General features: G+C 43.4%; 24 protein-coding genes. 3 read left to right on the top strand and 21 right to left on the bottom strand.

What is annotated here, in order from left to right:
* Window positions 1-67: 67 nt before the first annotated feature.
* Together DWX23_RS07680 and DWX23_RS07675 are read left to right on the top strand one after the other, a co-directional pair.
* Window positions 68-328: a hypothetical protein gene (locus DWX23_RS07680; RefSeq protein WP_122374047.1), complete on the top strand. Its 261-nt coding sequence runs from the start codon at window positions 68-70 to the stop codon at window positions 326-328.
* Window positions 325-636, top strand: coding sequence for a type II toxin-antitoxin system RelE/ParE family toxin (locus DWX23_RS07675; protein WP_122360620.1), 312 nt, complete (start codon window positions 325-327; stop codon window positions 634-636). Before DWX23_RS07680 ends, DWX23_RS07675 begins: the two co-directional genes overlap by 4 nt.
* A gap of 52 nt (window positions 637-688) precedes the next feature.
* On the opposite strand, the gene DWX23_RS07670 is transcribed toward DWX23_RS07675, so the two are convergent.
* Genes DWX23_RS07670 through DWX23_RS07655 form a run of 4 tightly spaced genes read right to left on the bottom strand, consistent with a single transcriptional unit; the run spans window position 689 to window position 6,592 of the window.
* Window positions 689-1,945: a TolC family protein gene (locus tag DWX23_RS07670; RefSeq protein ID WP_122374046.1), complete on the bottom strand. Its 1,257-nt coding sequence runs from the start codon at window positions 1,943-1,945 to the stop codon at window positions 689-691.
* A 36-nt stretch (window positions 1,946-1,981) separates the two neighbouring features.
* Window positions 1,982-5,092, bottom strand: a complete 3,111-nt coding sequence (locus DWX23_RS07665; RefSeq protein ID WP_122374045.1) for an efflux RND transporter permease subunit — start codon at window positions 5,090-5,092, stop codon at window positions 1,982-1,984.
* 5 nt (window positions 5,093-5,097) lie between these two features.
* Entirely contained in the window at window positions 5,098-6,207 is a 1,110-nt protein-coding gene (locus tag DWX23_RS07660) for an efflux RND transporter periplasmic adaptor subunit (RefSeq protein WP_122374044.1), read from the bottom strand.
* A 46-nt stretch (window positions 6,208-6,253) separates the two neighbouring features.
* Window positions 6,254-6,592 carry a hypothetical protein gene (locus DWX23_RS07655; protein ID WP_221267787.1) on the bottom strand — a complete coding sequence of 113 codons (339 nt, stop codon included), beginning with the start codon at window positions 6,590-6,592 and terminating at the stop codon, window positions 6,254-6,256.
* 160 nt (window positions 6,593-6,752) lie between these two features.
* On the opposite strand from DWX23_RS07655, the gene DWX23_RS07650 reads away from it, so the two are divergent.
* Window positions 6,753-8,306 (top strand): M28 family metallopeptidase, encoded by a 1,554-nt coding sequence (locus tag DWX23_RS07650; protein WP_122374042.1) that lies wholly within the window; start codon window positions 6,753-6,755, stop codon window positions 8,304-8,306.
* A gap of 7 nt (window positions 8,307-8,313) precedes the next feature.
* Here the strand turns inward: DWX23_RS07650 and DWX23_RS07645 are convergent, their stop codons facing one another.
* The 17 genes from DWX23_RS07645 to DWX23_RS07565 all read right to left on the bottom strand — a co-directional run bounded on the left by DWX23_RS07645 (window position 8,314) and on the right by DWX23_RS07565 (window position 24,004).
* Window positions 8,314-8,514 (bottom strand): hypothetical protein, encoded by a 201-nt coding sequence (locus tag DWX23_RS07645; RefSeq protein WP_122352934.1) that lies wholly within the window; start codon window positions 8,512-8,514, stop codon window positions 8,314-8,316.
* A 32-nt stretch (window positions 8,515-8,546) separates the two neighbouring features.
* The gene (locus tag DWX23_RS07640; RefSeq protein WP_010802445.1) at window positions 8,547-8,852 is read right to left on the bottom strand and encodes a DUF4491 family protein; all 306 of its coding nucleotides are present in this window, start codon (window positions 8,850-8,852) and stop codon (window positions 8,547-8,549) included.
* Window positions 8,853-9,020: 168 nt separating this feature from the next.
* Window positions 9,021-9,401, bottom strand: a complete 381-nt coding sequence (secG, locus tag DWX23_RS07635; protein ID WP_122352933.1) for a preprotein translocase subunit SecG — start codon at window positions 9,399-9,401, stop codon at window positions 9,021-9,023.
* Between the two features lie 7 nt (window positions 9,402-9,408).
* Window positions 9,409-10,179 carry a hypothetical protein gene (locus DWX23_RS07630; protein WP_122374041.1) on the bottom strand — a complete coding sequence of 257 codons (771 nt, stop codon included), beginning with the start codon at window positions 10,177-10,179 and terminating at the stop codon, window positions 9,409-9,411.
* Window positions 10,180-10,183: 4 nt separating this feature from the next.
* Window positions 10,184-10,696: an LptE family protein gene (locus DWX23_RS07625; protein WP_122352931.1), complete on the bottom strand. Its 513-nt coding sequence runs from the start codon at window positions 10,694-10,696 to the stop codon at window positions 10,184-10,186.
* A gap of 1 nt (window position 10,697) precedes the next feature.
* A complete protein-coding gene (locus DWX23_RS07620) occupies window positions 10,698-11,882 on the bottom strand; it encodes a sigma-54-dependent Fis family transcriptional regulator (protein ID WP_122374170.1) in 1,185 nt (394 codons plus the stop codon).
* A gap of 100 nt (window positions 11,883-11,982) precedes the next feature.
* Entirely contained in the window at window positions 11,983-12,810 is an 828-nt protein-coding gene (locus DWX23_RS07615; RefSeq protein WP_122352930.1) for a lysophospholipid acyltransferase family protein, read from the bottom strand.
* 7 nt (window positions 12,811-12,817) lie between these two features.
* A complete protein-coding gene (locus tag DWX23_RS07610; RefSeq protein WP_122352929.1) occupies window positions 12,818-13,705 on the bottom strand; it encodes a CDP-alcohol phosphatidyltransferase family protein in 888 nt (295 codons plus the stop codon).
* Window positions 13,706-13,712: 7 nt separating this feature from the next.
* Window positions 13,713-14,441 (bottom strand): SDR family NAD(P)-dependent oxidoreductase, encoded by a 729-nt coding sequence (locus tag DWX23_RS07605; protein ID WP_122374040.1) that lies wholly within the window; start codon window positions 14,439-14,441, stop codon window positions 13,713-13,715.
* 9 nt (window positions 14,442-14,450) lie between these two features.
* Entirely contained in the window at window positions 14,451-14,918 is a 468-nt protein-coding gene (locus DWX23_RS07600; protein ID WP_007658908.1) for an adenylyltransferase/cytidyltransferase family protein, read from the bottom strand.
* Window positions 14,919-15,095: 177 nt separating this feature from the next.
* Window positions 15,096-16,211: a 4-hydroxythreonine-4-phosphate dehydrogenase PdxA gene (gene pdxA, locus DWX23_RS07595; protein ID WP_122374039.1), complete on the bottom strand. Its 1,116-nt coding sequence runs from the start codon at window positions 16,209-16,211 to the stop codon at window positions 15,096-15,098.
* Between the two features lie 13 nt (window positions 16,212-16,224).
* Window positions 16,225-17,262, bottom strand: coding sequence for a DUF4837 family protein (locus tag DWX23_RS07590; RefSeq protein ID WP_122374169.1), 1,038 nt, complete (start codon window positions 17,260-17,262; stop codon window positions 16,225-16,227).
* A 55-nt stretch (window positions 17,263-17,317) separates the two neighbouring features.
* Window positions 17,318-18,349, bottom strand: a complete 1,032-nt coding sequence (gene rlmN, locus DWX23_RS07585; protein WP_122374038.1) for a 23S rRNA (adenine(2503)-C(2))-methyltransferase RlmN — start codon at window positions 18,347-18,349, stop codon at window positions 17,318-17,320.
* Window positions 18,350-18,471: 122 nt separating this feature from the next.
* Window positions 18,472-20,610 (bottom strand): SurA N-terminal domain-containing protein, encoded by a 2,139-nt coding sequence (locus tag DWX23_RS07580; RefSeq protein ID WP_122374037.1) that lies wholly within the window; start codon window positions 20,608-20,610, stop codon window positions 18,472-18,474.
* A 97-nt stretch (window positions 20,611-20,707) separates the two neighbouring features.
* A complete protein-coding gene (locus DWX23_RS07575; protein ID WP_122374036.1) occupies window positions 20,708-21,964 on the bottom strand; it encodes a hemolysin family protein in 1,257 nt (418 codons plus the stop codon).
* Between the two features lie 7 nt (window positions 21,965-21,971).
* Window positions 21,972-22,637, bottom strand: coding sequence for an LPS export ABC transporter periplasmic protein LptC (lptC, locus tag DWX23_RS07570; protein ID WP_122374035.1), 666 nt, complete (start codon window positions 22,635-22,637; stop codon window positions 21,972-21,974).
* Between the two features lie 2 nt (window positions 22,638-22,639).
* On the bottom strand, window positions 22,640-24,004 hold the full coding sequence (locus DWX23_RS07565) for a lipopolysaccharide assembly protein LapB (protein ID WP_122374034.1): 1,365 nt from the start codon (window positions 24,002-24,004) through the stop codon (window positions 22,640-22,642).
* Between the last annotated feature and the right edge of the window lie 14 nt (window positions 24,005-24,018).

Here is a 24,018-nt window from a genome sequence, read left to right as displayed (position 1 = left end):
AAATGTAAATATAATTCAGAATTAATGCCTTATCTTTGTCAGATAAGAAAACCTAAAGCAAGCAATTATGAATACAACGGAATTAAATTTACGGAAACAATGTTTCACCGAGTTCATCCTCTCGATGAGTGAAGAGGAGTTTACAGAGTTGGAGAATTACGCAAAAGCTTTACAGCAAAGAAAGGTTGCATCTAAAAGTAAACCGTATCCTTGGGCACCGACTCTTGATGAAATGAGATCGGTTGTTGCTGAATCTGAAGAGAACTACCGCCACGGGAAGTTTATCGAAGAAGAGGATATGGATAACTACTTGGATTCGCTTAAATGAAAAAGCTTAGATGGGACCCTATCGCCAAAGAACAAATCACAGAAATATTCAACTTTTATAAGACGCGATACGGAGTACGTACTGCCAAAAAAATTTCTGATGCAATCAGACTAAGCAGTAAAAGACTGAAAGAACAACCCCTGTTAGGATTTAAGGAACCTTTATTACTTACTAATCCTCATGGATATCGTTCGCTTATTGAAGGTAATTATAAAATCGTATATTGCCTGGAAAAGGATAATTATATCAGAATTGCTGCCATATTCGATTGCAGACAAAATCCGGATAAACTGTCCCAAGCCTTATAGATAGAAGCACAGTAAACATCCTTTATACAGATTATTTACTGTGCTTTTCCTATTACATCTCCACATCCCAAACCCCGGCACTCTTCTCTAACTCCACAAGCGCTGTACAATAATTGAACAAAGTCTCTATATATTGTGCCTGCACATCATCATAAGTCCGTTGGGCATCCAGGACCTCCAGCAGGGAGACTTCTCCCCGGTTATAGCTATAGATCTTGCCGTCGATCACTTCCTGGGCCGCATGAAGCATGCCATTCTCATAATGACTGACCTGCACCGTCAATGACTGATAACTGCGGTAAGCCTGCATCACTTCCGTCTGTACCTGTAATAAAGCCTGCTGATACTGCGTTTCCGCCTGCTGTTCACGGAAACGGGCTGCACGCACCGCCCCTTTATTAAAGTTGGAAAACTTCAGAGGAATGGCGATCCCCGCCGTCACCCCCGTAAAGGGAGGAGCCGGAGCTTCTTCATTATGTACCCGGGCATTCTTGCTTACAGCGATGGAAAGGTCTACATCCGTATTCCGTTCCCGCCGTGTCACTTTCAGGGCACGGGCAGCTACTTCCTTATTCTTCAGGGCAGCCACCAGATCGGCACGGTTGATGGAAGCAGTAGAGATCAGGTCGGCAAGCACAAAATCGCGGGATGACAGATGCAGCGAAGCCTCCGGAATATATAAGGTATCCCGGGCAACCGAACCGGTCAGCAGGTTCAGATTAGAGAAAGCGTTATGCAAATCTGTTTCCGCCTGCAATAATTCATTCTTCAGGATACCAGCCTCCAGACGGCTTTGCGTAGCATCGATCTCCATGATCTTCCCTAAAGTGAAACGAACACTGTCACTTTCCGCCAACTGGCGGATATTCTCATAAGCATTCTGCTTCACCTTATACAATTCATATTGTTTCAACGCCTCCAGATAAGAGACCGTAGCATCGGCACGCAGGTTGCGGAAGTAATCGGCAAGGAGCGCCTTTGTCAATTCACTTTCACTCCGGGCAAGGGCTATATTCGCTCCCCGTTTCCCGAAAGAAAACGTTTTGCTCAGTTCTACCTCTACTCCTTCTCCCATCTGCAAGCTTCCGTTCTCATTATTGAAATACGATACGGAAAGGTTCGGGTCGTTGAAGACTTTCGAAGCAACGACCTCCGCTTCGGAAACATCCATATTCAGACGTTCGGCTGCATACTCCAGGTTCCCTTCCGTTACCTTCTCCATATAATTGCGGTAAGAGAGGGGAACCATCTGCTGGGCACTCCCTGCCAAACTTCCGGCAAGCAGGCACATAGTAATATATTGTCGCATATCTTTTATTCTTTTTATCTGCAATTTCTAATTTATTTAAGCTGTCGGCTCTTCCGGATTAACAGCTCCCGCATCTTCATCTAAATAGTGCTTTTCCACCAGATAATACAAAGCAGGAAGTACATAAAGCGTAATAACGGTCGCAAACAGCAGCCCATAGACAATCACCGTTGCCAACGGACGCTGCACATCGGAACCGATCCCCGTACTCAAGGAAGCTGGCAACAATCCCAATACAGCTACCGTTGCCGTCATCAGGATCGGACGGAAACGGTGTTTCGCCCCGGTAATAATGGACTGCTTGAAACCCCGGTCGCGGCTACGCAGGTTATTGATATGGGAAATCATAATCACACCATTCTGAATCGCCACACCGATCAACGCAATAAAACCGACGGCAGAAGACACATTCAGCGTCATCCCCCGCACATTCAACGCCAACATACCGCCGAAAAGAGCCAAAGGAACCACGCACATCATCAAAGCTGCCTGACGGAACTTTCCACAGGCGGCAAACAACAGCAACAGCATGATACCTAAAGCCAGAGGCACGACTGCCGCCAGACGTTTATAGGCACGGTTCTGATTCTCGAACTGCCCTGCCCATTGCAGATGAACGGTATCATGATTATAGGATACCTCTTTATCGATCAGCCGGTTCGCCTTATTCAGAAACTCGGTCAGGTCAACGCCACGCAGGTTGATATGGATAGTCAGATGGCGTTTATTCATTTCACGGGAAATGGTACTGGCACCGGTTGTCATTTTCACCTCTGCCACCTGCGAAAGCGGTATCTTCGCTCCTGCCCCGTTAGTAAGCAACAGATTACCGATACTTTCGGGCGTATCACGACTGGCATCGTCGAAACGGCAGATCACGTCGTAACTTTTGCTTCCGACAAATATCTGTGAGATAGCCTTTCCTCCGATTGCCAGCTCGATCATATCGGCTACATCGGAAAAGTTCAGTCCGTATTGCGCGATACGGTCACGGTCGGCGACTATTTGCAACTGAGGTAACGGCGGTTCCTGATCGATAGCAACGTCGGCAGCTCCGGGAATCGCACGCAGTACATTTACCACTTTGTCGGCTATATGGCGGGTATCGGTGATATCATCGCCATAGACTTTGATTGCCAGGTCGCTATGGGCACCGGCTATCTGGTCCATTACCATATCGATGATCGGTTGCGAGAAGCTGACGGTATAGCCGGGCATGGTCGACAACGTCTCCGACATTTCCTCGATCAGGTCTGCCTTTGTCTTGCCGAACTTCCAGGTGTCGTAGGGTTTCAGACCTACTCCGCATTCGATATGGGAAAGAGAGAAAGCCTCTGCTCCCTCATCATCACGACCTACCTGAGTCATTACATAAGAGACTTCATCAAACTGTTTCACCGCTTTACGCAACTCCGCTCCCATCTCTTTCGACTTCTCGATCGAAATACCCGGAGGTAACTGCACCTGAATCCAGATAGCTCCTTCGTCAAGCGGCGGCAGGAAGTCTTTTCCAACCGTATAACTCAAGACACCGGCAGCTACCAATATAACCAATAACGGCAGTAATACCCGCTTAGGTTTATCCAGCAAAGCAACGATCTGTCTGTGATAGATCTCTCCCAACTTCTCCAGCCAGCGGTTATGATATATCTTACGCGGTTTGCGATAAGCATAAAAAGCCAGTCCCGGTATCAGGAACAAAGCGACAGCCAGAGCACCCAACAAAGCATATCCTACGGTGTAAGCCATCGGCGTAAACAGTTTCTTTTCAATATGTTCGAAAGCAAACAGGGGTAAATAAGCCGTTATGATAATTAATGTAGAGAAAAAGATCGGACGGGCAACTTCTGTCGTACGGCGCAGGATGGAATCTTCAGTCAGTATCTCGTCCGGATGCCGTTCGCGCTTCTTCAGGATAGTTTCCATCATCACGATCGCTCCGTCCACCAAAATACCGAAATCGATAGCACCCAACGAAAGCAGGTTGGCAGGAATATCCGTCAGGTGCATCAGGATAAAGGCGATCAACAAGGATAACGGAATGGTAAGTGCTACCAATAAAGCGCCACGCCAATTCCCTAAAAACAGGATCAGAACCAACACCACCAGCACCATTCCCTCGAACAGTGTGTGGGATACGGTATGCAAGGTCATATCAACCAAATTCGTACGATCCATAAAGACATGCAGGCGGGTTCCTTCAGGTAGGGTCTCATTATTCAGTTCGTCCACAGCCAGATGCACACCTTCCAGCACCTTAGACGGATTCTCGCCGCGAAGCATCTGAACAATACCTTCCACACCATCCGAATGATCACGCACACCATCGAAGAAACCCAGTACGCCCTTGCGTTCCAGATTCCCGTACTTCAATGTTCCCAGATCATTGAGATAGACAGGTATACCATTCTCGGTTTTGATAACAATACGCCCCAGGTCTGTTAGGTCTTTTACCAGACCGATACCACGGATCACGTAACTCAGGTCGCCCCGACTCAACATGCTGCCGCCGGCATTTACGTTATTCTTTTCGATCTTCTCGGTGATATCGCCCAATGTCACATTATATTGTTCCATCTTATGCGGATTCACTTCTATCTGATACTGTGTAGTAATACCGCCATAGTTACTGACATCGGCAACCCCTGTCACTTGTTTCAAACGGGGAATGATCACCCACTTATGCAGGTCGGTCAGCTCACGCAGATCCAGCCGGTCACTTTCCAGTACATACCGGAAAATCTCGCCGGTAGGTGAAGTCAACGGGTTCAATCCCGGAACCGCATCGTAAGGTAGTTCCACATCGACCAGACGTTCCTGCACACGCTGGCGTGCCCAGTAATCGTCGATACCGTCGTCGAACACCAGCACGACAGTAGACAGTCCGAAGGTATTCTTACTTCGCATCACATTCAGCCCTGGCATGCCGTTCATCGCCCTCTCGATAGGGATACTAATCTGTTGCTCGATCTCTTCGGCAGCCAGTCCGGGAACCTGTGTTACAACCTGTACGGTGGTATCGGCAATATCCGGATAGGCGTCAATCGCCAGGTTCGTCCACGAATAATATCCTACTACGGCAAGAAACAGGAATAACACGAACATCAAGCCCCGCCGATGTATCGCCATATAAATTATCTTTTTCATAGGATCTACCGGGCATCAAGTAAATAAAAAGCTCCCGTACTTACAATCGAATCTCCGGGTGTCAGTCCGGAAAGGATCACCGTCTTGCCGTCTTCCGTAACAGAAGTAGAAACTTTCTGCTTCCGGTAACAATTATTGCCCATCGCAAGCAAGACATAAGCACTCTCCTCTTCCTGCAGAATAGCCGAAGTCGGGATACGGATTACCTCCGTACTGCGGTCGCACAATTTGACCGTCCCATACATAGCCGGTTTCATCAGACGCGAACTGTTATCACATTCGATCAAAACCTCTACCGAACGGGTGTCTTCGTCCAGCATTTCACTGACATGATAGATCTTTCCTGAAAACGGCTGGTCAGGCATAGCCAGCAAACGGACTTCAACACTGTCGAGTGCCTGTATCATCCCCATATCCTTTTCTTTCACATGGGCAGCGACCCATACTTTACTCAGGTTAGCGATCACCGCCACCGGTTCGGCATCTTCCTTGATATACTGGCCGATCACGATACGGTCGGTCACGATCTCGCCTGCTATCGGTGAACGAACGATCAGAGGTTGTCCCAGCACCAGTTCGTCCGGCTCTATCTGGAATACCTTCAGGGCGGCTACCGCATTCTCATAATCTTTCTTCTTCAGTTCGTAATTGACTTCCGCCTCTTCCAATTCTTTCTGTACGCCGACTTTGTTCTGCAACAGGTCCTTTTCACGTTTCAGGCTTTTCAGAGCCAGTTCCATCTCTTGCTTGGCCTGGTAATATGCCTTCCCTGTTTCAAAGAAATCCGGCGAACTTATCTCAAAAACCGGACTTCCGGGTATTACCTTCTGTCCCAGGCGTACGAATGATTTGGATATACGTCCGGCAAAAGGAGAAGCGATCTCCGCATAATTGGACGGAATAGCCTTCACGACACCGGAAGTGGTAAATTCCAGGCGGTAAGATTCTTTCTTTACAACATCGGTTTTCAACCGGGATAAGATAGGTGATTTATCCCCTATTTGTATCGTGTCGCCATGCAAAGTTACAGCAATAGCAACCTCATCGTCCTGTTTATTATGGTTACAGGAACATAATACCATTGCCGGAAGCAATAGTAATAGTAATTGTTTCATATTGATTTTCTTGTATTAAATAATTCTGTTTTTCGTTACTGGTAAATTATTTAATACAGAAAGGAGGGGCACGAAGATTGATGTTACGTACAAGACGTACAGGGGTTATATACTTGTGTTGTTGAATAAACACGGCAAGAAGTACCCAAGCTGTTGCCAATGCAAAACACAAGGCAGCGGCTTCCAACATAATATCATCCAATTCCTGGATCGTATTGAAAGCAGTCGAGCTATGTGTATGATGAGGCAAACCGTCCGCTCCCGGCAGGAAGGGATGGGAATGGGTAATAGAATAGGTCGGGAAATAATGGGTATGGGTAAACGCAGTACCACCTACATAGTAACTCATAAAGAGTACTACCAGCAGATATTTCGCTATAGCCATACAGATTGATTTCACACGCTCCCGATTTGGTTACAAAGGTATCTATTTATTTTGGTAATACTTTTACAAATGTGTAACGATTCTGTTATTATTTCCCGTATTTCATTTGGTACACGTTGATTTTATCCATTAATTTGTAATACTTAAAACAAACACTGATATGAAAAGGACTATACTTCTCTTTGCGACCATGGCCTGTATGACCATATCATCTCTTCCGGCACAGGATGCCACCGTAAACAAAATCATAGAAACCGCACGAACGGACAACCGGGTCATGAACCATCTGGATATTCTGACCAACCGTTTCGGCGGACGCCCGATCGGCTCCGATGCGTACGACAACGCCACCGAATGGGTAGCCTCCAAGTTCAAAGAATGGGGACTGGAAGTTGAACTGCAGGAAGCTGGCACGCTGCCGATAGGCTTCAACCGCGGACCGTGGTTCGGCAAGCTACTCGGCGAGAACGGCATGGATCTACACTTTGTTACCCCCTCCTACACCTCCGGCACAAAAGGTCTCCAACGGGGACACGTCTTGATGGAACCTCTTACACAAGCTGAGTTCGACCGGATGAAAGGCCAGTTGAAAGGTGCCTGGGTATTGGTAAACGGTAAAAGTAACGGCTGGCCTATCAACACCTCGGAAGTAGCCGACTATCAGCGTGCCGGTACCATTGCAGAAAACAACACAATTGCTCAAAAGAACCAGGAGATTATGAGAGATAATTGGGAAAATAAAAAGAACACCTCATTGCTACCTCTCAACGAAGAAGAGCCCGCTCTTTTCTACAAAGAGATGTGCGAAGCTGGTGTCTTAGGCTTTATCCAATCGGCCCCTGTTCCACTCCGTGCACTTTATGATAAGAACGTCGTATTCGATCAGGAAATGACAATAGAAAAACTCCCGACAGTTCCCGATATTAAGCTGGATGAACATCAATATGCCACCATTAAACAGATGGTAAAAGAACGCCGTTCTTTCATGCTCGAATTCGATATACGTAACCATTTCCGTCTGGGACCGGTAAAATATTACAATGTAATAGGTTCCATCAAAGGAAGCAAATATCCCGGAGAATATGTTATGTTAAGCGGCCACCTCGACTCTTTTGATGTGGGAACAGGTGGTGTGGATGACGGTTCGGGCGTTACCCCTGTTATGGAAGCAGCCCGCTTGATCGCAACATCCGGAGCCAAACCCAAACGTACCATGCTATTCTGTGCCTTTGCCGGTGAAGAATTTGGTCTGCTGGGTGCTACAGCCTGGGTGAAAGGGAATCCGAAGAAACTGGAAAAAATATCGAATCTCTTCAACCGTGATGGAGGCCCTACTCCTCCGGTAGGAATCAGTGTACCCAAGGCTATGTATGATGATTTTGTAAAGATATGCGAACCTATCCAAAAGATCAATCCGGAATATCCGTTCGAAATCAAAGAAGCAGCTCCTCGCAAACAACCGAAAACACCGGGTGGTACGGATGCTTCAGTCTTCGCTATCGAAGGTGTTCCGACCATAGGCTTTATGGAAAAGGATATAAAAGGGTACAACTTCAGCTACGATGAAATATGGCATACGGAACGTGACTTATACACTAAGAGCATTCCTGAATACCAGGAACATGCAGCGACTGTTATGGCTATCGTCGGACTGGGAGTAGCTAACCTCGACCATCAATTGTCACGCGAAGGATTATATATTAAAGAAGAATAAAAGAAAATCAAGCAACCCTGTTAAACAAGTAAGGCAGACGCCCCTGGGCATCTGCCTTATCTCTTTTACGGTTATAAACCTTTTTCGATACATGCACCCGGTTATGACTGACCGGACGTCCGTGATTCTCCAGTTCCGCTTCGCGGCTTCCTTTACGGTTCGCCTTGATGTACTCGTCCAGCGGAGAGACTTTCTTTTTCTTCTTCATAGCTGTATTCTTTTACGGCTACAAAGATACAATTATTTTTCCGGATATTGTCTCTTCGGATTTTTAGGGAACCATCCTTTCAATACACGCTCCTCTTGTTCGAACACTTCCTTGATCGTCCAGAACGAAGAGAAAGCAAATACCCCGCAGATAGCAGATACAAAAACACTTTCGATCAATAAGGAAGCAACCGTTCCGGCAATTCCTAAAAGAAGGAATATCCACCAGCATTTGGTTCCCCAATAGTATTCCGCTTTAACAACTATCGGATGAAATAATCCGATTATCAGAAAAGTAACGATCCCAATCAGTAGCCCGTCAAAATTTATCATCTCCATATTTGTATTGTTTAATATAAAACAGACAGGTCGGTTTGTCTGTTTAGACAAAGATACAAAAATTAAATACTCGTCCTGATAAATTGTATTTATCGGACAATAATTAAAACAAAAAAGGCACTCCCGGAAAGGAATGCCTTTTTGCATATATTGCTATACAATAAAATCTTATTGAGCCTGGGCAGGAGCTTCTGCCGGAGTTTCTTCTTCAGCCGGAGCATTAGCCGATGGCTGTGCTGTTCCGAAATTAGGAGCTACCGTATTCGGGTCGATTGTAACAGCTTCATTTACCTGTTTTTTGATTTCAGATTGCGTAGTAGTTGTTGCTCTGGGAATAAATGCTGTAATAACGATACTACATACAATAACAAAACCTGCCAGGCCCCATGTTGCTTTTTCCAAAAAGTCTGTGGTTTTACGTACACCCATAATTTGGTTAGATGAAGAGAATCCCGAAGCCAGACCTCCCCCCTTTGAGTTCTGGATCAATACTATCAGGATCAGAAGTATTGAAGCGATCAGGATTAGAATAGAAATAAATACGTACATTTTAGTTTTATTTTTTAGTGTTAATAATCAATTTTTCCAAAAATCTAATTTGGTCTGCAAAGTAAGCATTTTTTTCTGGATAATTCAAATATAAGTTTTTAATAATTTGCAATGCCTTCTCATACCGTTTCTGTTTAACATAAATATGGGCTAAAGTCTCGGTAAAATAAGAATCATCGTCCAACGAACGAGGTTGCTCACTCTCCTCTTCTTTCAACGGAGTCAGGGAAGAGAGATCATCCGACTGCAGAGTTAGTGACAAACCGCTACCCGGTGCTCGTTGTTCGTCGTTTTTAATGAAAGAATCGATCAGATCATGATGCTGAAGTCTGGCAGTCGGCTCCTCTTCCACCGGTGTCTCATCTTTGGATAACGACCAATAAATATAATCCGACGATACGGATGGTTGAAACAATAAACTCTCATCTGCCGGTTGTTGTTCCCCCTCGCTCTCACGATCAGCCAGAAAGGCTTCTATTAAAGAGAAAGAATCCGCAGCGGAAGTCTCTTCCTTATCCGATGCTGTTCTAAACGCCATGCCATAACGTTCTCCTTCGATCAATGTAAATAATTTTCTTCTATCCGGTATATAAACTGCCATCCTTTTCAATTCTGCGGCAAAACGTATATCGTTCAATACAGCCAGATTCTTCAGGTAAAGCATCCGGGCTATATGAAAATAGGGATATTCATCCACTATCTGACGCAACGGGGAAAGTGTCTCCTTCGTCAACAGAGAGGGATCTTCTATCAATAGATATAAGTCTGCAGCTTTCATAATTTTACCAATTGGCTACGGTTGCATTATAAATCTGATCCGTCAACTCATCGACAATCTCCGTACATAACTCAGCCTGTACATCCTGCAACATCCGGGTCGCATCGAACTCGCGATAAGCCGAAAAGCTCTGTTCGAAATCTTCCTCCGGATTTGTCCGGTTAGAATATCGGACACGCACAGTGATCGTCAACTTCGTCTGGGATGACCAGGCATCTTCCTTGACAGCCATCGGAGTCAGTTCATAACCGGTAATTTCACCTTCCAGATCCAGATCACCATTGTTATTGACCATCTGAAGGCGGGTCTGACGGATATAAATATCCTTCAACGCTTCGGTAAACTCCTGCGATAACGGAGGATACACCAAAGGAGCCTGGTTCGGGAAATCCTTGACAGTAATTGTTTTTACTTTCGTATAGTCAATCGAAGCTCCGTTGAACTTATAGGAAATAGAACAAGCCGTTACTATTACCCCTATCATCAGACAGAGCCAGATCACATTCTTTTTCAACATATTATTCCAAATTATATTCTTTAATCTTTCTGTAAAGAGTACGTTCTGATATTTTCAGGTCGGCCGCCGCATTCTTCCGGCGTCCGTTATGTTTCTCCAACGCCTTACGGATCATATCTTTCTCAACATCTTCCAACGAAAGTGTCTCTTCTTCCTCTACCGCTTCCGCTTCCTGGATCGGTGCCGAATGTACCGGATGGATCGGATGTGCATAAGTAGTCTCGTCGGCTACCGGCATAGGCATTTTTCCTCCCATGATATCGTGAACCAACTTTTTCAGTTCATTGACATCATTCTTCATATCGAAAAGTACCTGGTAAAGTATCTCGCGTTCACTGTTGAAAAACTTCTGGTCACTCTCCTGTTTCTTGACCAGTACCGGATATTTTTCCACATTCAGATCCGGAAGATACAAACGCAGCACGCTGGCTGTAATATCACGGTTTTCCTCGATCACAGAAATACGTTCCGTTATATTCTTCAACTCGCGAACGTTTCCCGGCCAGCGGTAAGAGGTCAGCAACTGGCGTGCCTCGTCATCCAACCGGATCGGCGGCATTCGATATTTCTCGGCACAGTCTCCTGCGAATTTACGGAACAGCAGGATGATATCCTCCGGACGTTCGCGCAGCGGCGGTATCTGGATAGGTACCGTATTCAAACGATAATACAGATCTTCACGGAATTTCCCGTCTGCCACAGCCTGCACCAGGTTCACATTAGTTGCAGCGACAATCCTCACATTGGTTTTCAGCACTTTCGAAGAACCGACCTTAATAAATTCGCCGGTCTCGAGAACACGCAACAAACGGGCTTGCGTCGGAGTAGGCAGTTCCCCTACTTCATCCAGAAAAATAGTTCCTCCGTCGGCTACTTCAAAATAACCCTTCCGGTCTGCCAACGCTCCGGTAAAAGATCCTTTTTCATGTCCGAACAATTCGGAGTCTATGGTACCTTCCGGAATAGCCCCACAGTTCACGGCTATATACTGACCATGTTTACGCGGACTATTCTGATGTATGATCTGAGGAAAAGTTTCTTTACCGACACCACTTTCTCCCGTAATAAGCACAGACAAATCAGTCGGAGCCACCTGGAGAGCGACATCGATTGCCCTATTCAGGCCAGGGCTATTTCCTATAATTCCAAAACGCTGTTTTATTTGCTGGACGTCAACCTTAATCATCATATCTATTGAATATCTGTAATTATTTCAGTTTGTCTGCCAAAATTACAAATCTTAATTCAAATTCCAGCTATCAAGAGTGGATTCTATCAGCGGATTCTTATTTTTTAGCACCATAAGTACGGTTGAATAGAAATTCAGCCAGTGCCGTATCATCCGTAAAATTCTTTATTTCGTCAGGCGAAATAGGTTCACCTACATACACATCAACTGTTTTCCCCCGTTTGTTAAAAGCCTCGGCAGGAATACGCAGAGTACGTATCTTCCAACTGATACTACCCAACCAGTAAAAGAATCGGGAATTTAAAAAATCAAAATAAACGGGATATATCGGAACATTAGCTTTGCGGATCAGACGGATCACGCTGTGTGTCCAGGGAAGATCATGGATTCCCTTGTCTTCCTTATTATAAAAAGAAATCGCCCCAGCCGGAAAGAACCCCATCGGATGCCCTTCTTTCAGGCGTTGCAAAGAATAGCGTACGCCATTTATATTGGCCGGGTTCGGACCATTGCCGGTAGAATCGGGCAGGACTGAAACAAAATTATCCTTCATGGCACCGATCTTTACCAGGATCTCGTTCACCATAACTTTAAAGTCCGGACGACGGGCTGCCATGATATCGATCAGTATAATACCATCGACCGAACCTATCGGATGATTCGATATTGTTATAAATGCCCCTTCTGGCAAATGATCCAATATTTCCGCATTATGCAATTTATACTTGATATCGATCAGGGGGTCATTCAGTAATGCAGTAGTAAACGCTGATCCACGCAAATGGCAGTTATTGGCATGTACCTTATTTACCTTGTCAACACTTAACCATTTAATCAGTAATTTGCCAAGGAAGGTGCCTATACGGCTTCTGAAGAACGGGGCAGCTTCCTGCAAATCATTAATGTCTACTACGCTCTTTTTCATATTCTATTTATTCAATAAACGATGCGCACATTTTTTCGTGTTTGCGCATCGACATGAGCAATACAAAATTCAATACGATTATTTCATACAGGAAATAAACCCAGACCTCACCTACCAACACAACGATAAACATAACGATCGTACGTCCGTTAAATGTCAGCAGATCTATATAACGCATTAAGTCACGACTTTGTTTACGAAAAGCAACCCGTACATTTTCCGGAATATCATCCCCGTATTTGGCATGAAGACTCTGTAACATACGCTGCAAAGAAGGAGTGGCTTTCACCTGAAGTAGAGTATATCCCCTGTAAAGAAAATAAAATGTTTTATTGATACCCAGTTTCATCTCTTTATGACGGGCTATCACCTGCTCCAGAGACTGGAATTCTGCCCCCTTATCCTTACTGATGAAATAAAGGTGTAATGTTTTATAATAATCGGTTATATTCGCCTGTACCAGATGGGATAAGCCGGAAATAACGGCTAAAGCGAAAAACCAGTAAGTACCATATTCGTGAGATAAACGGAGAGCAAAACCGACATAGATAGAAGCAAACCAGATATCACCGGCAAATCCGTCAAGTATTCGCCCGATAGCAGACTTAATGCCGGTCAGACGTGCCAGTTGACCGTCTACGCAGTCGAGTATATTAGCAAAAATCAATAATAAAATACCACAGATATTATAAACCAGATTATCATGATAAAACATGAAACCGACGGCCGCTCCTACAAATATGGAAATGACCGTCACCATATTCGGGGTAATACCCGTGCCACGCAACATACGAGCGATACGGAAACCGATCGGACGATAAAACGCCCGGTCAACCACATTTTCTGTTTCTATCGATTTCAGTGATGCTTCGTATTCTTTATCCAAATTACTCATCGATCTATTATTTATACGAATATCCGCCGTCTACAACGACCACTTCGCCATTAAAATAACTATTTTCTATTAACATCTTATACACTTCGGCCAACTCTTCCGGATCACAAAAACGTCCTAAAGCAACCTTGTTCTCTATATTCCTCCGTATCTCGGCCGGTTTAGTCTTCTGCCATTCGGTATCGACAAACCCGGGAGCAACTGCGTTCACACGCAACTCATAAGGTGTCAGGAATTTGACCATATTCTTTACCAAAGCATGCACAGCACTTTTGGTTACCCCGTAAGCCAGAGAAACCGAATGCGGCTGAATACCCATCAAAGAACCGGTAAAGACCACACTGCCCCCTTTATTGATCAATTGAACAATACGTTGTAATAAGAATACAGGGAAATGTACATTCGCAAAAAAGACCCGTTCCCAATCTGCAAGCGACAAGTCTTCAAATGAATCGCGACAAGTCAGTCCTGCATTAAAGACAACAGCATCCAACAGCAAATTATTCTCCCGCAAATAAGCATCTATTTTATCAATGGATTCTTTCTTTGTTATATCAGCCTGTAGTACAGACACATTGATCCCGAATTGCTGCCGCAAACAGTCTTGTGTTTGTTCGGCTTTTTCCGGATCAGAGGCATAAGTAAGCACAAGGTCATACCCGGCTTTTCCCAGACAGAAAGCCACCGCTTTACCTATACCCTTCGTACCACCGGTAATTAAAGCACACTTTTCCATGAGTTCTTTTTATTCTTCCCCTTTTCCCTTTACAGTAGCAGGTTTAGCATGTCGTTGATATTTCAGGTTCTCTTCGTAGGAATCATGAATCGTTTTCTTCAAATTAGATGAAGATACGCCGGTTCCATATGGGAAATAGAAAACCTGTACACCTAAATCTTTCAGATAATCGTATTTGCCGAACCAGTCGTCACCAACCACGAAAGCATCGATATTCAATTTCTTTACAATTTCTGTATGATCCAACGTATGCTGCGGTATGACAATATCCGGAGTTTTCAACGCTTCAATGATTTGAAGACGTTCATTGAACGGGATAATGGGATTCGCTTTATAGGAAGAAACCAGTTCGTCCGTGCTTACTCCTACGATAAGGATATCAGCCAGACTACGAGCATAATTGATCATCCGGAGATGATTATAATGAAACATATCGAATGTTCCGGAAGTATATACGATCGTTTTATCTTTAAACATAATTCATGTTGCAATTTTGAACCACAAACTTACGCAAACTTTTCCTATCAAAAAAAGATTGAAGTCAAAAAGCGCAATATAGACCAGATTATTATAAAATACAACAGGTATAAAGAGCCAGCTTTTATAACAAATATCCCCCGGAAAACAGTTTTCCGGGGGATATTTATTCATTACTTATTGAGGAGAAACCTCTGTATCGTCATCTTTGGTAAGATCCAGCTTTTCATTATCGCCGCCCTTATCAAAATACTGTTTACGGAGTGGATTAGCCGTCGCTTCACGATAGATAGACCGGTTGCGGTAAATATCCAGAGCTGTATATAAAGCCTGACGGAACGATTCTTCGGAAGCGAGATTCTGTCCGGCAATATCATAGGCGGTACCATGTGCCGGAGAAGTCCGCACGATCGACAAACCTGCCGTATAATTAACACCGTCATCCATCGCCAGCGTTTTGAACGGCGCCAGTCCCTGATCATGGTACATTGCCAGTACACCATCAAATTTATCATACATCTGGGAACCGAAAAATCCGTCTGCCGCATACGGTCCAAAAGACATCACACCTCTTTTTTCTGCTTCTTCCATAGCGGGTATGATGATCGTTTCTTCTTCTTTACCCAACAAGCCGTCATCCCCGGCATGCGGATTCAAAGAAAGTACGGCAATACGAGGCTTCACGATACCGAAATCCTGTTTGAGCGATTGATTGAATATACGTAACTTCGACACAATATCCTCCACAGTTATTTTGGAAGGAACCTCGGAAAGAGGTATATGCCCAGTTACCAAAGCGACACGCAGACCGTCCTTCATCAGGATCATCAAAGCTTTCCGCCCTACTCCGCCAAAACGTTCTTCCAGATATTCGGTATGTCCCGGAAAATGGAACTGTTCGTTCTGGATATTATGTTTATTGATAGGGGCCGTCAGCAATACATCCACCACCCCTCTTTTCAGATCGGTAACGGCAGCCTCTAAAGCCAGGAATGCAGCTTCTCCGGCGATCGATGTCGATTGCGATAATTCCACTTTTGTTTCATCATCCACACAGTTAATGATATTCACCCGGTTAATACCGGCATCTTCGGCCTGAGAGATGATATTCATATTCACAGGAGGCAACTCCAACGCTTTCCGGTGATAAGCTGCGATCTTCGATGATCCGTATATGATCGGAGTACAAAGTTCTGCAACCCTGGCATCTGAGAATGTTTTCAAGATCACCTCATATCCGATGCCATTTATATCTCCGTGGGTAATGCCCACCTTAATCAATCGTTCTTCCATGTATTATGTTTGTTTATTTCTTACTTTCCGGAATGTCCAGCTTCTCTTCTACCGATTTATCAAACTCACCCGGCAGACGAAGTGTATATAAAGCAGCTTCGATACGGCGGATAAAGTTACGTTTATCTGTTTCAGGAGCAAAGACAAAACCTTCGGCAACAACTACGCGGTTATTTTTTTCATCCAGACGGACATGACTGACAAACGGTCCTCCCATCATATCGCCAACCATCTTCCATAAACCACGTAATACGCCGCAATACTTTCCATTCACTGTGATCGGGGTGTATTCAACTCCGAACCGCGATTCCGTTGTCATGTAAGAATCCGGGAAAGCACCCGGCAAATTCGCTTTCAATACGGAGTCACGCTTCTCTACCAGATATTCGGCCGTAAATGTATTCGGATCCGTATAAGGGAAAGTATATACAATCAAATCCGTACGTCCGGTATTGGCATTATTGGATGCCCAGAAAAAGTCCGTAGTATCCCGGTAATAAGTCATGTTAGCCGGTGCATTCAACATCAGATCATAATGATCCTTCAGGTTATCCATAACTACCGAACTATAATCTTTCTCCAGCTGTGCTATAGCCCTGTTCATTTCAACCTTCACGAAGAAATCGACAAGCGCCCTCGGATGCGCCTGTGCATACTCTATTATCGCTTCCGGAGAAGGGGCATTCAGAGTGACAACTACCTGTCCTTTTGCCCAACGATCGTTCTCATAGTTCAATGAGGTCTTCGTATAAATAGAAGGATCAATATTGACAATCAGAATATTGCGCACATAAGTCAATAACCCGTCAAATTGCGAAGGATCTACATAAGTTATTTTCAATGCTGGTTCAGACTGAGGAAGACCTGGGACATCAGATGTCAGCTCTTGTTTAATAGCCTTTCCCGAAGGGCCATCCCAGTTTGCTTTTTTCATTACTACAACAACCTCATAAGCGAGGCCAGTAGCCCGTTTTCCAACCGGACCAGAGCTACATGATCCCAGCAATACCAGGAACATATATAAGCTAATCAGTAAAGAAATCTTTTTCATACCCATTCGTTTTTATTACACAAATATAGTTCTTTTCCATTAAATGACTTGTCTTCTATCCATTTTGTTGCTTTTTTGCTGTCGACAGCATCCCGCAGGCAGCAAATATATCTTCTCCTCTTGAAGCCCGGATCGTACAAACGAGCCCTGCTTTATTCAAAGTATCACGAAAGATTTCCATTTTCGCTAAATCCGAACTTTCCAACGGGACATCAGGTATAGCGTGGAAACGAATCAGGTTAATCCTGCATTCCATTTCATTCAGTAAACAAATCAGAGCTTTAGCATGTTTCGGACTATCATTTAAATTTTTAAAAACTATATATTCAAAAGAAACACGGCGCTGATGAGTGAAGTCATATTGTTTGATCAGATCGATAACTTCCTGTGCCGGATATGCTTTTTCTACCGGCATCAAAGATAAACGCTCTTCATGGAAAGGAGAATGCAGACTGACAGCCAGATGGCAATCGCTCTCTTCCAGAAAACGTTTCAGTCCCTTCGCAACTCCGATAGTAGAAACAGTTATCCTCTTGGGACTCCAGCCATACCCATAGGGAGACGTGAGGATCTCAAGCACTTTGAACAGTTCGTCTACATTATCCAATGGTTCTCCCATTCCCATAAAGACCAGATTAGTCAGCGAATCCGACTCGGGAAGGGACTGGATCTGATTCAAAATCTGATTCGAGGTGAGATTGACTGTAAAACCCTGTTTACCCGTCATACAGAACAAGCAGTTCATCTTACAACCCACCTGTGAAGAAACACATAACGTAGCCCGGTCATCGGTCGGTATATAAACCGATTCGACAAAATTACCAGGACCTGCAGCAAATAAATATTTGATCGTACCATCCACCGATTTCATACAATCGACCGGAGGTACCGCTCCTATCTCGAAAGACTCTTCCAAAAGGCTTCGTTTGGCAATAGCAATATTACTCATTTCCGCAATGGACGTAATTTTCTTCTTATACAGCCAATCAGCCATCTGCTTTGCTGCATAACCGGGCAAGCCGACCTGTGCAGCGACCTCTTTCAGTTCGTTCAGCGTCATGCCTAACAATCGTCTTTTCTCTTGCATTGTATTTTGTTCTATAACGATTAATTCAGTTACAAAGATAAAAAAAGCTGCCGGACTTTTTTGAATAAGTCCGGCAGCTTTCCTTCAAAAGGATATACCTGATCCTTTTTATAGCTATTTATTTAGAAGAAACGGATACGGTTGTCTTCTACATCTGCCTTGTTAACCAATGACTGGATAGCCTGGAATCCGAAACGATAAGCATTTGAAGCATCCAAAGTCTTGATTTCTTCTGCTTCGTTGTATTCTTTAGCTTCCTTATTTCTGTCATATACTTTAAATACATATACTCCATTGTTTCCGGCAACCGGTTCGCTAACCTGACCCACTTCTGCAACAGAAACCATTGCATTCAGTTTCGGTTCTACACCGATTCCTGCAATACGACGAGTTCCGAAGTTGATAAACTTAACAGAATCGACTTTCGATCCCATCACATCAGCATAAGCTTCTACAGATGTCAAATTCTTTGCTTTCAGATCTGCAGCAATCTTTTCACCCTTCTTCTGAGCAGCGATTTCAGCTTTCAGCGCTGGAGTCAAAGAAGCAACAGAACGGTAACCTTCTTTCAATGTACCTTCTACTCCGGCAATCACGAACTTATCATCACATTCAAAAATCTCAGAGATTTTACCTTTATCGTTCTGGAATGCCCAACGGATAACCGGACGAGAATTCTTGATACTACCCAAAGTCTGGTTATCTCCTGTAACTGTTACACCAGAGATCAGGTTGTAGCCAGCTTCTTTAGCAGCTTCATCCAATTTAGCCAAATCGGTATTCTTAGAAATGAACTGGTTCAATTCATTATAGATATTGCTATATGTTTTTGAACTCGGAGATACAGTCATGTCGATGTCAGCCACTTTATATTTGTTCACATTGGCTGTTTTTTCCGTAACCTTCACCAAGTGAGTTCCGTATAATGACTTCACTTTTACAACTTCATTAACCGGAGCTGAGAAAACAGCATTTTTGAAATCTTCATTTACACCTCTCAGTGCAGTGATTTCAGTAAACCATCCCAGTTCGCCGCCGTTTTCAGCAGCCTGGTCAGCAGAGAACTGTTTTGCCAGTTCTTCAAAGTTTCCGCCATTCTTCAATACGTTCATCAAACTGTCAGCCAAAACAGTCGTACGTGCTTCGTCACCCGAGTTAGCTAACATGATGTGACTTACCTTTACAGAGTCAGGAGCCATCTTTTTATCAACCAGCTTGAACATTCTGTATTTGTCATTGTCAAATACCGGGCCATACACAGCACCAACTTCAGAAGTCGTTGCAAATTGTTTCATTTCAGGATCGAAAGCATTTTCTGTAAAGAAAGCATCCATGTAAGGAACTTCAGAGTTTTCATTTACAATATCAGCAACCTTTTCAGAAGTCTTAAATTCTTCTTTCAGAGATTCGATATCTGCACTGGCTTTGTCATAATCCTCCTGGCTTGGACGAATATCAACTGCGATATATTTAATAACCTTACCTTCTTTTTGTTTGTAAAGTTCTTTACGCTGATTATACAGCTTTTCGATTTCGCTCTTGCTCACTTCAATCGTTGAATCAGGAATACTAGCGTATGACTGCATTGCATAAACGATATCAGAGTTTTCTGCTGCATTGTCGAATGCTTCTTTAGCATCCAAAACATTTGCAGAAACAGCTTTACTCAGCAACGTAGTATATTTTTGTTCCAGACGCTGACGTTTGATATTCTTTTCCCAGAACAACCAGAAATTACGAGCCTGAATCAATTGAGCCTGCTGATCTGCCGGATAACTGGCAATATTGTCATCATCGATAGTTTTCAGGAAGTTCAACAGAGCAGACTTGTCAAATGCTCCGGTCTGCGGATTCACAAACATCTGCATCTGCTGGATCATCGGTGAAATGTTTTCACCCTGAACCATGTCGAACAACTCTTCCGGGCTTACCCCCATACCTAATTTATCTGTTGCTTCGTCAAGTACGACTTCCTGTACCATAGCGTCGAATACCGACTGACGGATCTGATTCATGTATTCTTCGGGAAGACTGCTCTGACCTGACTGCATTTTATACATCTCAGTCATTTCATCAATGCGTCCCTGATAATCCTGAATTTTAATTACTTCCCCGTCAACCTTAGCAACTCTCTCCTGAGTTTGTCTGAAATAAGTAGAACCGGAGTTCAAAAAGTCTCCAATGATAAAAGCGAACAATGCCAAACCCACAACGAGTACAAGCAGTCCTGCTTTGCTTCTGATTTTTTCCAGCGTAGCCATTTATCGTTATTTATTTTTAAAGTTTATATTTTACAGTTTAAGGGCACGAAGATACGAAAAAAAGGATTTGTTACATCTTTTATTCCACTTTTTTTCATCAATTGCCTACTTTCATTCGTACAAGTTCTATTTTCGTCGCCGTTACTTTTATTATTTTGAAAGTATATTTATCAATTACGATTGATTCATTCAATTTAGGAAATTTTTGATAGAAATGCAGTATGTAACCGGCGATCGTTACATAATCGTCTGATTCCGGCAATTCCAGATTAAACTTTTCATTTAAGGTATCGATCTCCATACGCCCCGATATCAGGTATTCGTCATCCGAAACCTTACGGGCAACATACGATTTCATATCATGCTCATCCTCTATCTCACCGAAAATTTCTTCAACCAGATCTTCCAGTGTCACAATCCCGGCTGTCCCGCCAAACTCATCCACTACAACGGCCATGCTCTTTTTCTCCTGCATCAGGACTTTCATAAGCTTATTGGCGGCCATTGTTTCGGGAACAATCGAAACAGTCTTAATATTCTGTGTCCAGTCTTCCGGGTTCTTAAAGAGTTCCGACGAATGGATATATCCTATAATATCGTCGATATTTTCATTATATATCAAAATCTTGGACAATCCTGTCTCGATAAATTTAGAACGTAGCTCATCGATGCTGGCTGTCGTATCACATGCAACGATCTCTGTCCGCGGGACAATGCAGTCACGTAAACGAACATTAGAGAAATCGAGTGCATTCTGGAATATTTTCACTTCGGTATCCATATCCGAATTCAAGGGTGCATCTTCAATACTCTGCTGAATAAAAAAATCCAGATCGACTTTACCCAGAGTACGCCTGCTGGACTGAGTGATATTCTTCACTCCCACCAACTTCAGTATCAAATAAGAAATCAGAGCCGAAAACTTTGAAATCGGATATAATATAATGTATATAATCAGTAAAGGAACCGAAAACAAGTTCAAGGAGAAATTCGGATTCAGCTTGAAAATCGTTTTTGGTATAAACTCTCCCGTAAACAGGATCAACAATGTAGAGATAATCGATTGGATCAGGACGATCAAAGCCTCATTAGTAACGAACCGGGCTATAAACGGTTCCAGTATAATTGCCATTTGCAGGCCATAAACGACCAATGCAATATTATTACCCACCAGCATCGTTGAAATAAACTGGTTGGGATTCCGATAAAATATATCCAGTATTTTACCGGCAATATTTTTATTCTTTTTATCCAGTTCATGCCGCAATTTATTGGAAGAAATAAACGCGATCTCCATGCCTGAAAAAAAAGCTGAAAAAGCCAGCGAAATCAATATGTACGTTAAAGCATTCACATCAACTTTATTTTATTGAATCTACCTTTGCCACCTCTACAGCCGTCGAGTCAACTGTAGTTGTATTTACATTCGATGTATCACGAGGTGTTTCGCTTACAGGGAAAGTACCCTGAGAATCAAAGATCGTGTACTTCGTCATATTTTGATTAGACTCAAAACCAATACCTGTAATGATCTTATCTCCTTCCTGCAATTCAAAATACTCATCTGTATGAATCTTATCCTCCTTCTGGTCGATAAACAAAATGGATGTATCCAACCTTTTACCTTCCAGACTCAAGACACTCACATGTCCTATCAGTTTATACAATGTCTTTTTATCCCAATAATAAGCCGTATCCGCTTTTACACTTGCCTCCACATTAAACAGAGAGTCAAATTTTTCTACATAAACCCCCTGGGGTAAATAATGATAAGGTTCTTTGGCCTTACCAAATACCAGCCATTCTTTCGCATTCATCCGGTAACGCGTGATACCGGAGTCCGAAACCAAGCTGACAACGTCGGTCGTTCTCATAGTATAGGTATTTTCCGGGTCGAATTCAACCTCGACCACCTCTTTATTCTCCTTGCCACAAGAAGCCATAAATAAAAGAAGCATAACAACTACCACGAAGATAGTTGTTATGCCATATTTGTTCGTTTTACCAAGAAAACGCGTTTCCGTCATAATTATCTGATTCTTGTTGTCTCGCCGATCCAACCACCTACAGTAAATGCTTTACCTTTTTCCAAATCCGGATGCATAAATACTTCCTCTGTTGAAGGTAAATGAGCACGGTAAGTACCGATCAGTTTATTTGCTTCTTCTATAGAGCTTTCATCAACCTGTTTTGCTTTTTCCCACTGGTCGATAGCTACATTATAAGCTGCTCTTGCCAAAACACCGTCATTCGGGAACACGTTCTTAACTGTTGCAGCATACATCTGTCCGATCAGGATATAAGGAGCACCATAGCTTCCGTTAATAGATATAGCTTTCTTTGCGTATTCTCTTGCTTTGGAATAGCCCTTCTGGTCGAAAGACAATAAAGCCATCATATAGTAATCTTCAGCTTTTGAAGAAGGGTCTGTCTCCATATTGGCAGCTTCTTCAAAATATTTGATAGCCTTATCATAATCTTTATTCTTTACAGCCTGTTTAGCAATACCGATAGCAGCATCTGCACTAGGTTCCAACTGATAAGCATAACCTGCAGCAGCAAAGAATGCATCAATTTCCTGACAACGTACACGTCTCAGCAAAGTTACGATCTCTTTCAAAGCAGCTAAATCACTTTTGCTTTCTTCTACTTTAGGAGCATATAAGTTCTGCAATGTTTCGCAATCGGCAGCACCACTGTTTGCAAACGCACCGTTCACACTTGTTTTAAAAGTAGTCAGGTTGTTAACTTCTTTTTCATTGTTAGCAGCCTGTGCAGCCTGTAACTGGGTATCCAGGATTTTAGAAGCTTTCAGATAATCTTCTACATACTGTCCTTTATGATTAGGATCATCAGCCATCTTCTGATAAGAAGCAAACATATACAAAGAAACACCTAATGCTTCGGTATTGTCGCCATATTCGTTGATGATCTCACCTAACCAGTTATACAGTTTATTATAATCGGCCTTTTCGCCCATCTGCTGGATATAATCCTGCGCTTTACGGGAAACGATCCAGTCTTTACCGTAACGTTTGTCATCACCGAAGTATTTCACACGCTTGTCATATACAGCCATCAGATCATCGATCAATGCAGCTTTTTTAGCCGGATCTTTCTCATTGGCAATCTTCCATGCCATGATCTTTACACCATGCAGATAAATATCCTTTGTTGCCGCAGGACATTCATCATAAACAATTTTCCAAAAATCGTATGCATCCTTGAAGTTTCCAGCCTTTGCATAAGGGACGAATAAGCTGATATTGGTTACACAACGAATACTGTCTTCACCAGATCCGAACTGTGTGCCATTATCTACTCCTTTCTGTGCATACGCGCCAAATGCTCCCATGGAACATGCAGCGGCAATTAATAATACCTTTATTTTCATATCTGTTTTAATTT

It is taken from the genome of Parabacteroides sp. AF18-52 (genome assembly GCF_003479145.1).
Lineage (GTDB): Bacteria > Bacteroidota > Bacteroidia > Bacteroidales > Tannerellaceae > Parabacteroides > Parabacteroides faecis.
This window is presented reverse-complemented; position numbering and strand designations above follow the sequence as displayed.

Excerpts from the sequence above, each read along its gene's own strand:
- DWX23_RS07680 (WP_122374047.1), top strand. The coding sequence starts at position 68 with ATGAATACAACGGAATTAAATTTACGGAAACAATGTTTCACCGAGTTC.
- DWX23_RS07675 (WP_122360620.1), top strand. The coding sequence starts at position 325 with ATGAAAAAGCTTAGATGGGACCCTATCGCCAAAGAACAAATCACAGAA.
- DWX23_RS07670 (WP_122374046.1), bottom strand. The coding sequence starts at position 1,945 with ATGCGACAATATATTACTATGTGCCTGCTTGCCGGAAGTTTGGCAGGG.
- DWX23_RS07665 (WP_122374045.1), bottom strand. The coding sequence starts at position 5,092 with ATGAAAAAGATAATTTATATGGCGATACATCGGCGGGGCTTGATGTTC.
- DWX23_RS07660 (WP_122374044.1), bottom strand. The coding sequence starts at position 6,207 with ATGAAACAATTACTATTACTATTGCTTCCGGCAATGGTATTATGTTCC.
- DWX23_RS07655 (WP_221267787.1), bottom strand. The coding sequence starts at position 6,592 with ATGGCTATAGCGAAATATCTGCTGGTAGTACTCTTTATGAGTTACTAT.
- DWX23_RS07650 (WP_122374042.1), top strand. The coding sequence starts at position 6,753 with ATGAAAAGGACTATACTTCTCTTTGCGACCATGGCCTGTATGACCATA.
- DWX23_RS07645 (WP_122352934.1), bottom strand. The coding sequence starts at position 8,514 with ATGAAGAAGAAAAAGAAAGTCTCTCCGCTGGACGAGTACATCAAGGCG.
- DWX23_RS07640 (WP_010802445.1), bottom strand. The coding sequence starts at position 8,852 with ATGGAGATGATAAATTTTGACGGGCTACTGATTGGGATCGTTACTTTT.
- secG (WP_122352933.1), bottom strand. The coding sequence starts at position 9,401 with ATGTACGTATTTATTTCTATTCTAATCCTGATCGCTTCAATACTTCTG.
- DWX23_RS07630 (WP_122374041.1), bottom strand. The coding sequence starts at position 10,179 with ATGAAAGCTGCAGACTTATATCTATTGATAGAAGATCCCTCTCTGTTG.
- DWX23_RS07625 (WP_122352931.1), bottom strand. The coding sequence starts at position 10,696 with ATGTTGAAAAAGAATGTGATCTGGCTCTGTCTGATGATAGGGGTAATA.
- DWX23_RS07620 (WP_122374170.1), bottom strand. The coding sequence starts at position 11,882 with ATGATTAAGGTTGACGTCCAGCAAATAAAACAGCGTTTTGGAATTATA.
- DWX23_RS07615 (WP_122352930.1), bottom strand. The coding sequence starts at position 12,810 with ATGAAAAAGAGCGTAGTAGACATTAATGATTTGCAGGAAGCTGCCCCG.
- DWX23_RS07610 (WP_122352929.1), bottom strand. The coding sequence starts at position 13,705 with ATGAGTAATTTGGATAAAGAATACGAAGCATCACTGAAATCGATAGAA.
- DWX23_RS07605 (WP_122374040.1), bottom strand. The coding sequence starts at position 14,441 with ATGGAAAAGTGTGCTTTAATTACCGGTGGTACGAAGGGTATAGGTAAA.
- DWX23_RS07600 (WP_007658908.1), bottom strand. The coding sequence starts at position 14,918 with ATGTTTAAAGATAAAACGATCGTATATACTTCCGGAACATTCGATATG.
- pdxA (WP_122374039.1), bottom strand. The coding sequence starts at position 16,211 with ATGGAAGAACGATTGATTAAGGTGGGCATTACCCACGGAGATATAAAT.
- DWX23_RS07590 (WP_122374169.1), bottom strand. The coding sequence starts at position 17,262 with ATGAAAAAGATTTCTTTACTGATTAGCTTATATATGTTCCTGGTATTG.
- rlmN (WP_122374038.1), bottom strand. The coding sequence starts at position 18,349 with ATGCAAGAGAAAAGACGATTGTTAGGCATGACGCTGAACGAACTGAAA.
- DWX23_RS07580 (WP_122374037.1), bottom strand. The coding sequence starts at position 20,610 with ATGGCTACGCTGGAAAAAATCAGAAGCAAAGCAGGACTGCTTGTACTC.
- lptC (WP_122374035.1), bottom strand. The coding sequence starts at position 22,637 with ATGACGGAAACGCGTTTTCTTGGTAAAACGAACAAATATGGCATAACA.
- DWX23_RS07565 (WP_122374034.1), bottom strand. The coding sequence starts at position 24,004 with ATGAAAATAAAGGTATTATTAATTGCCGCTGCATGTTCCATGGGAGCA.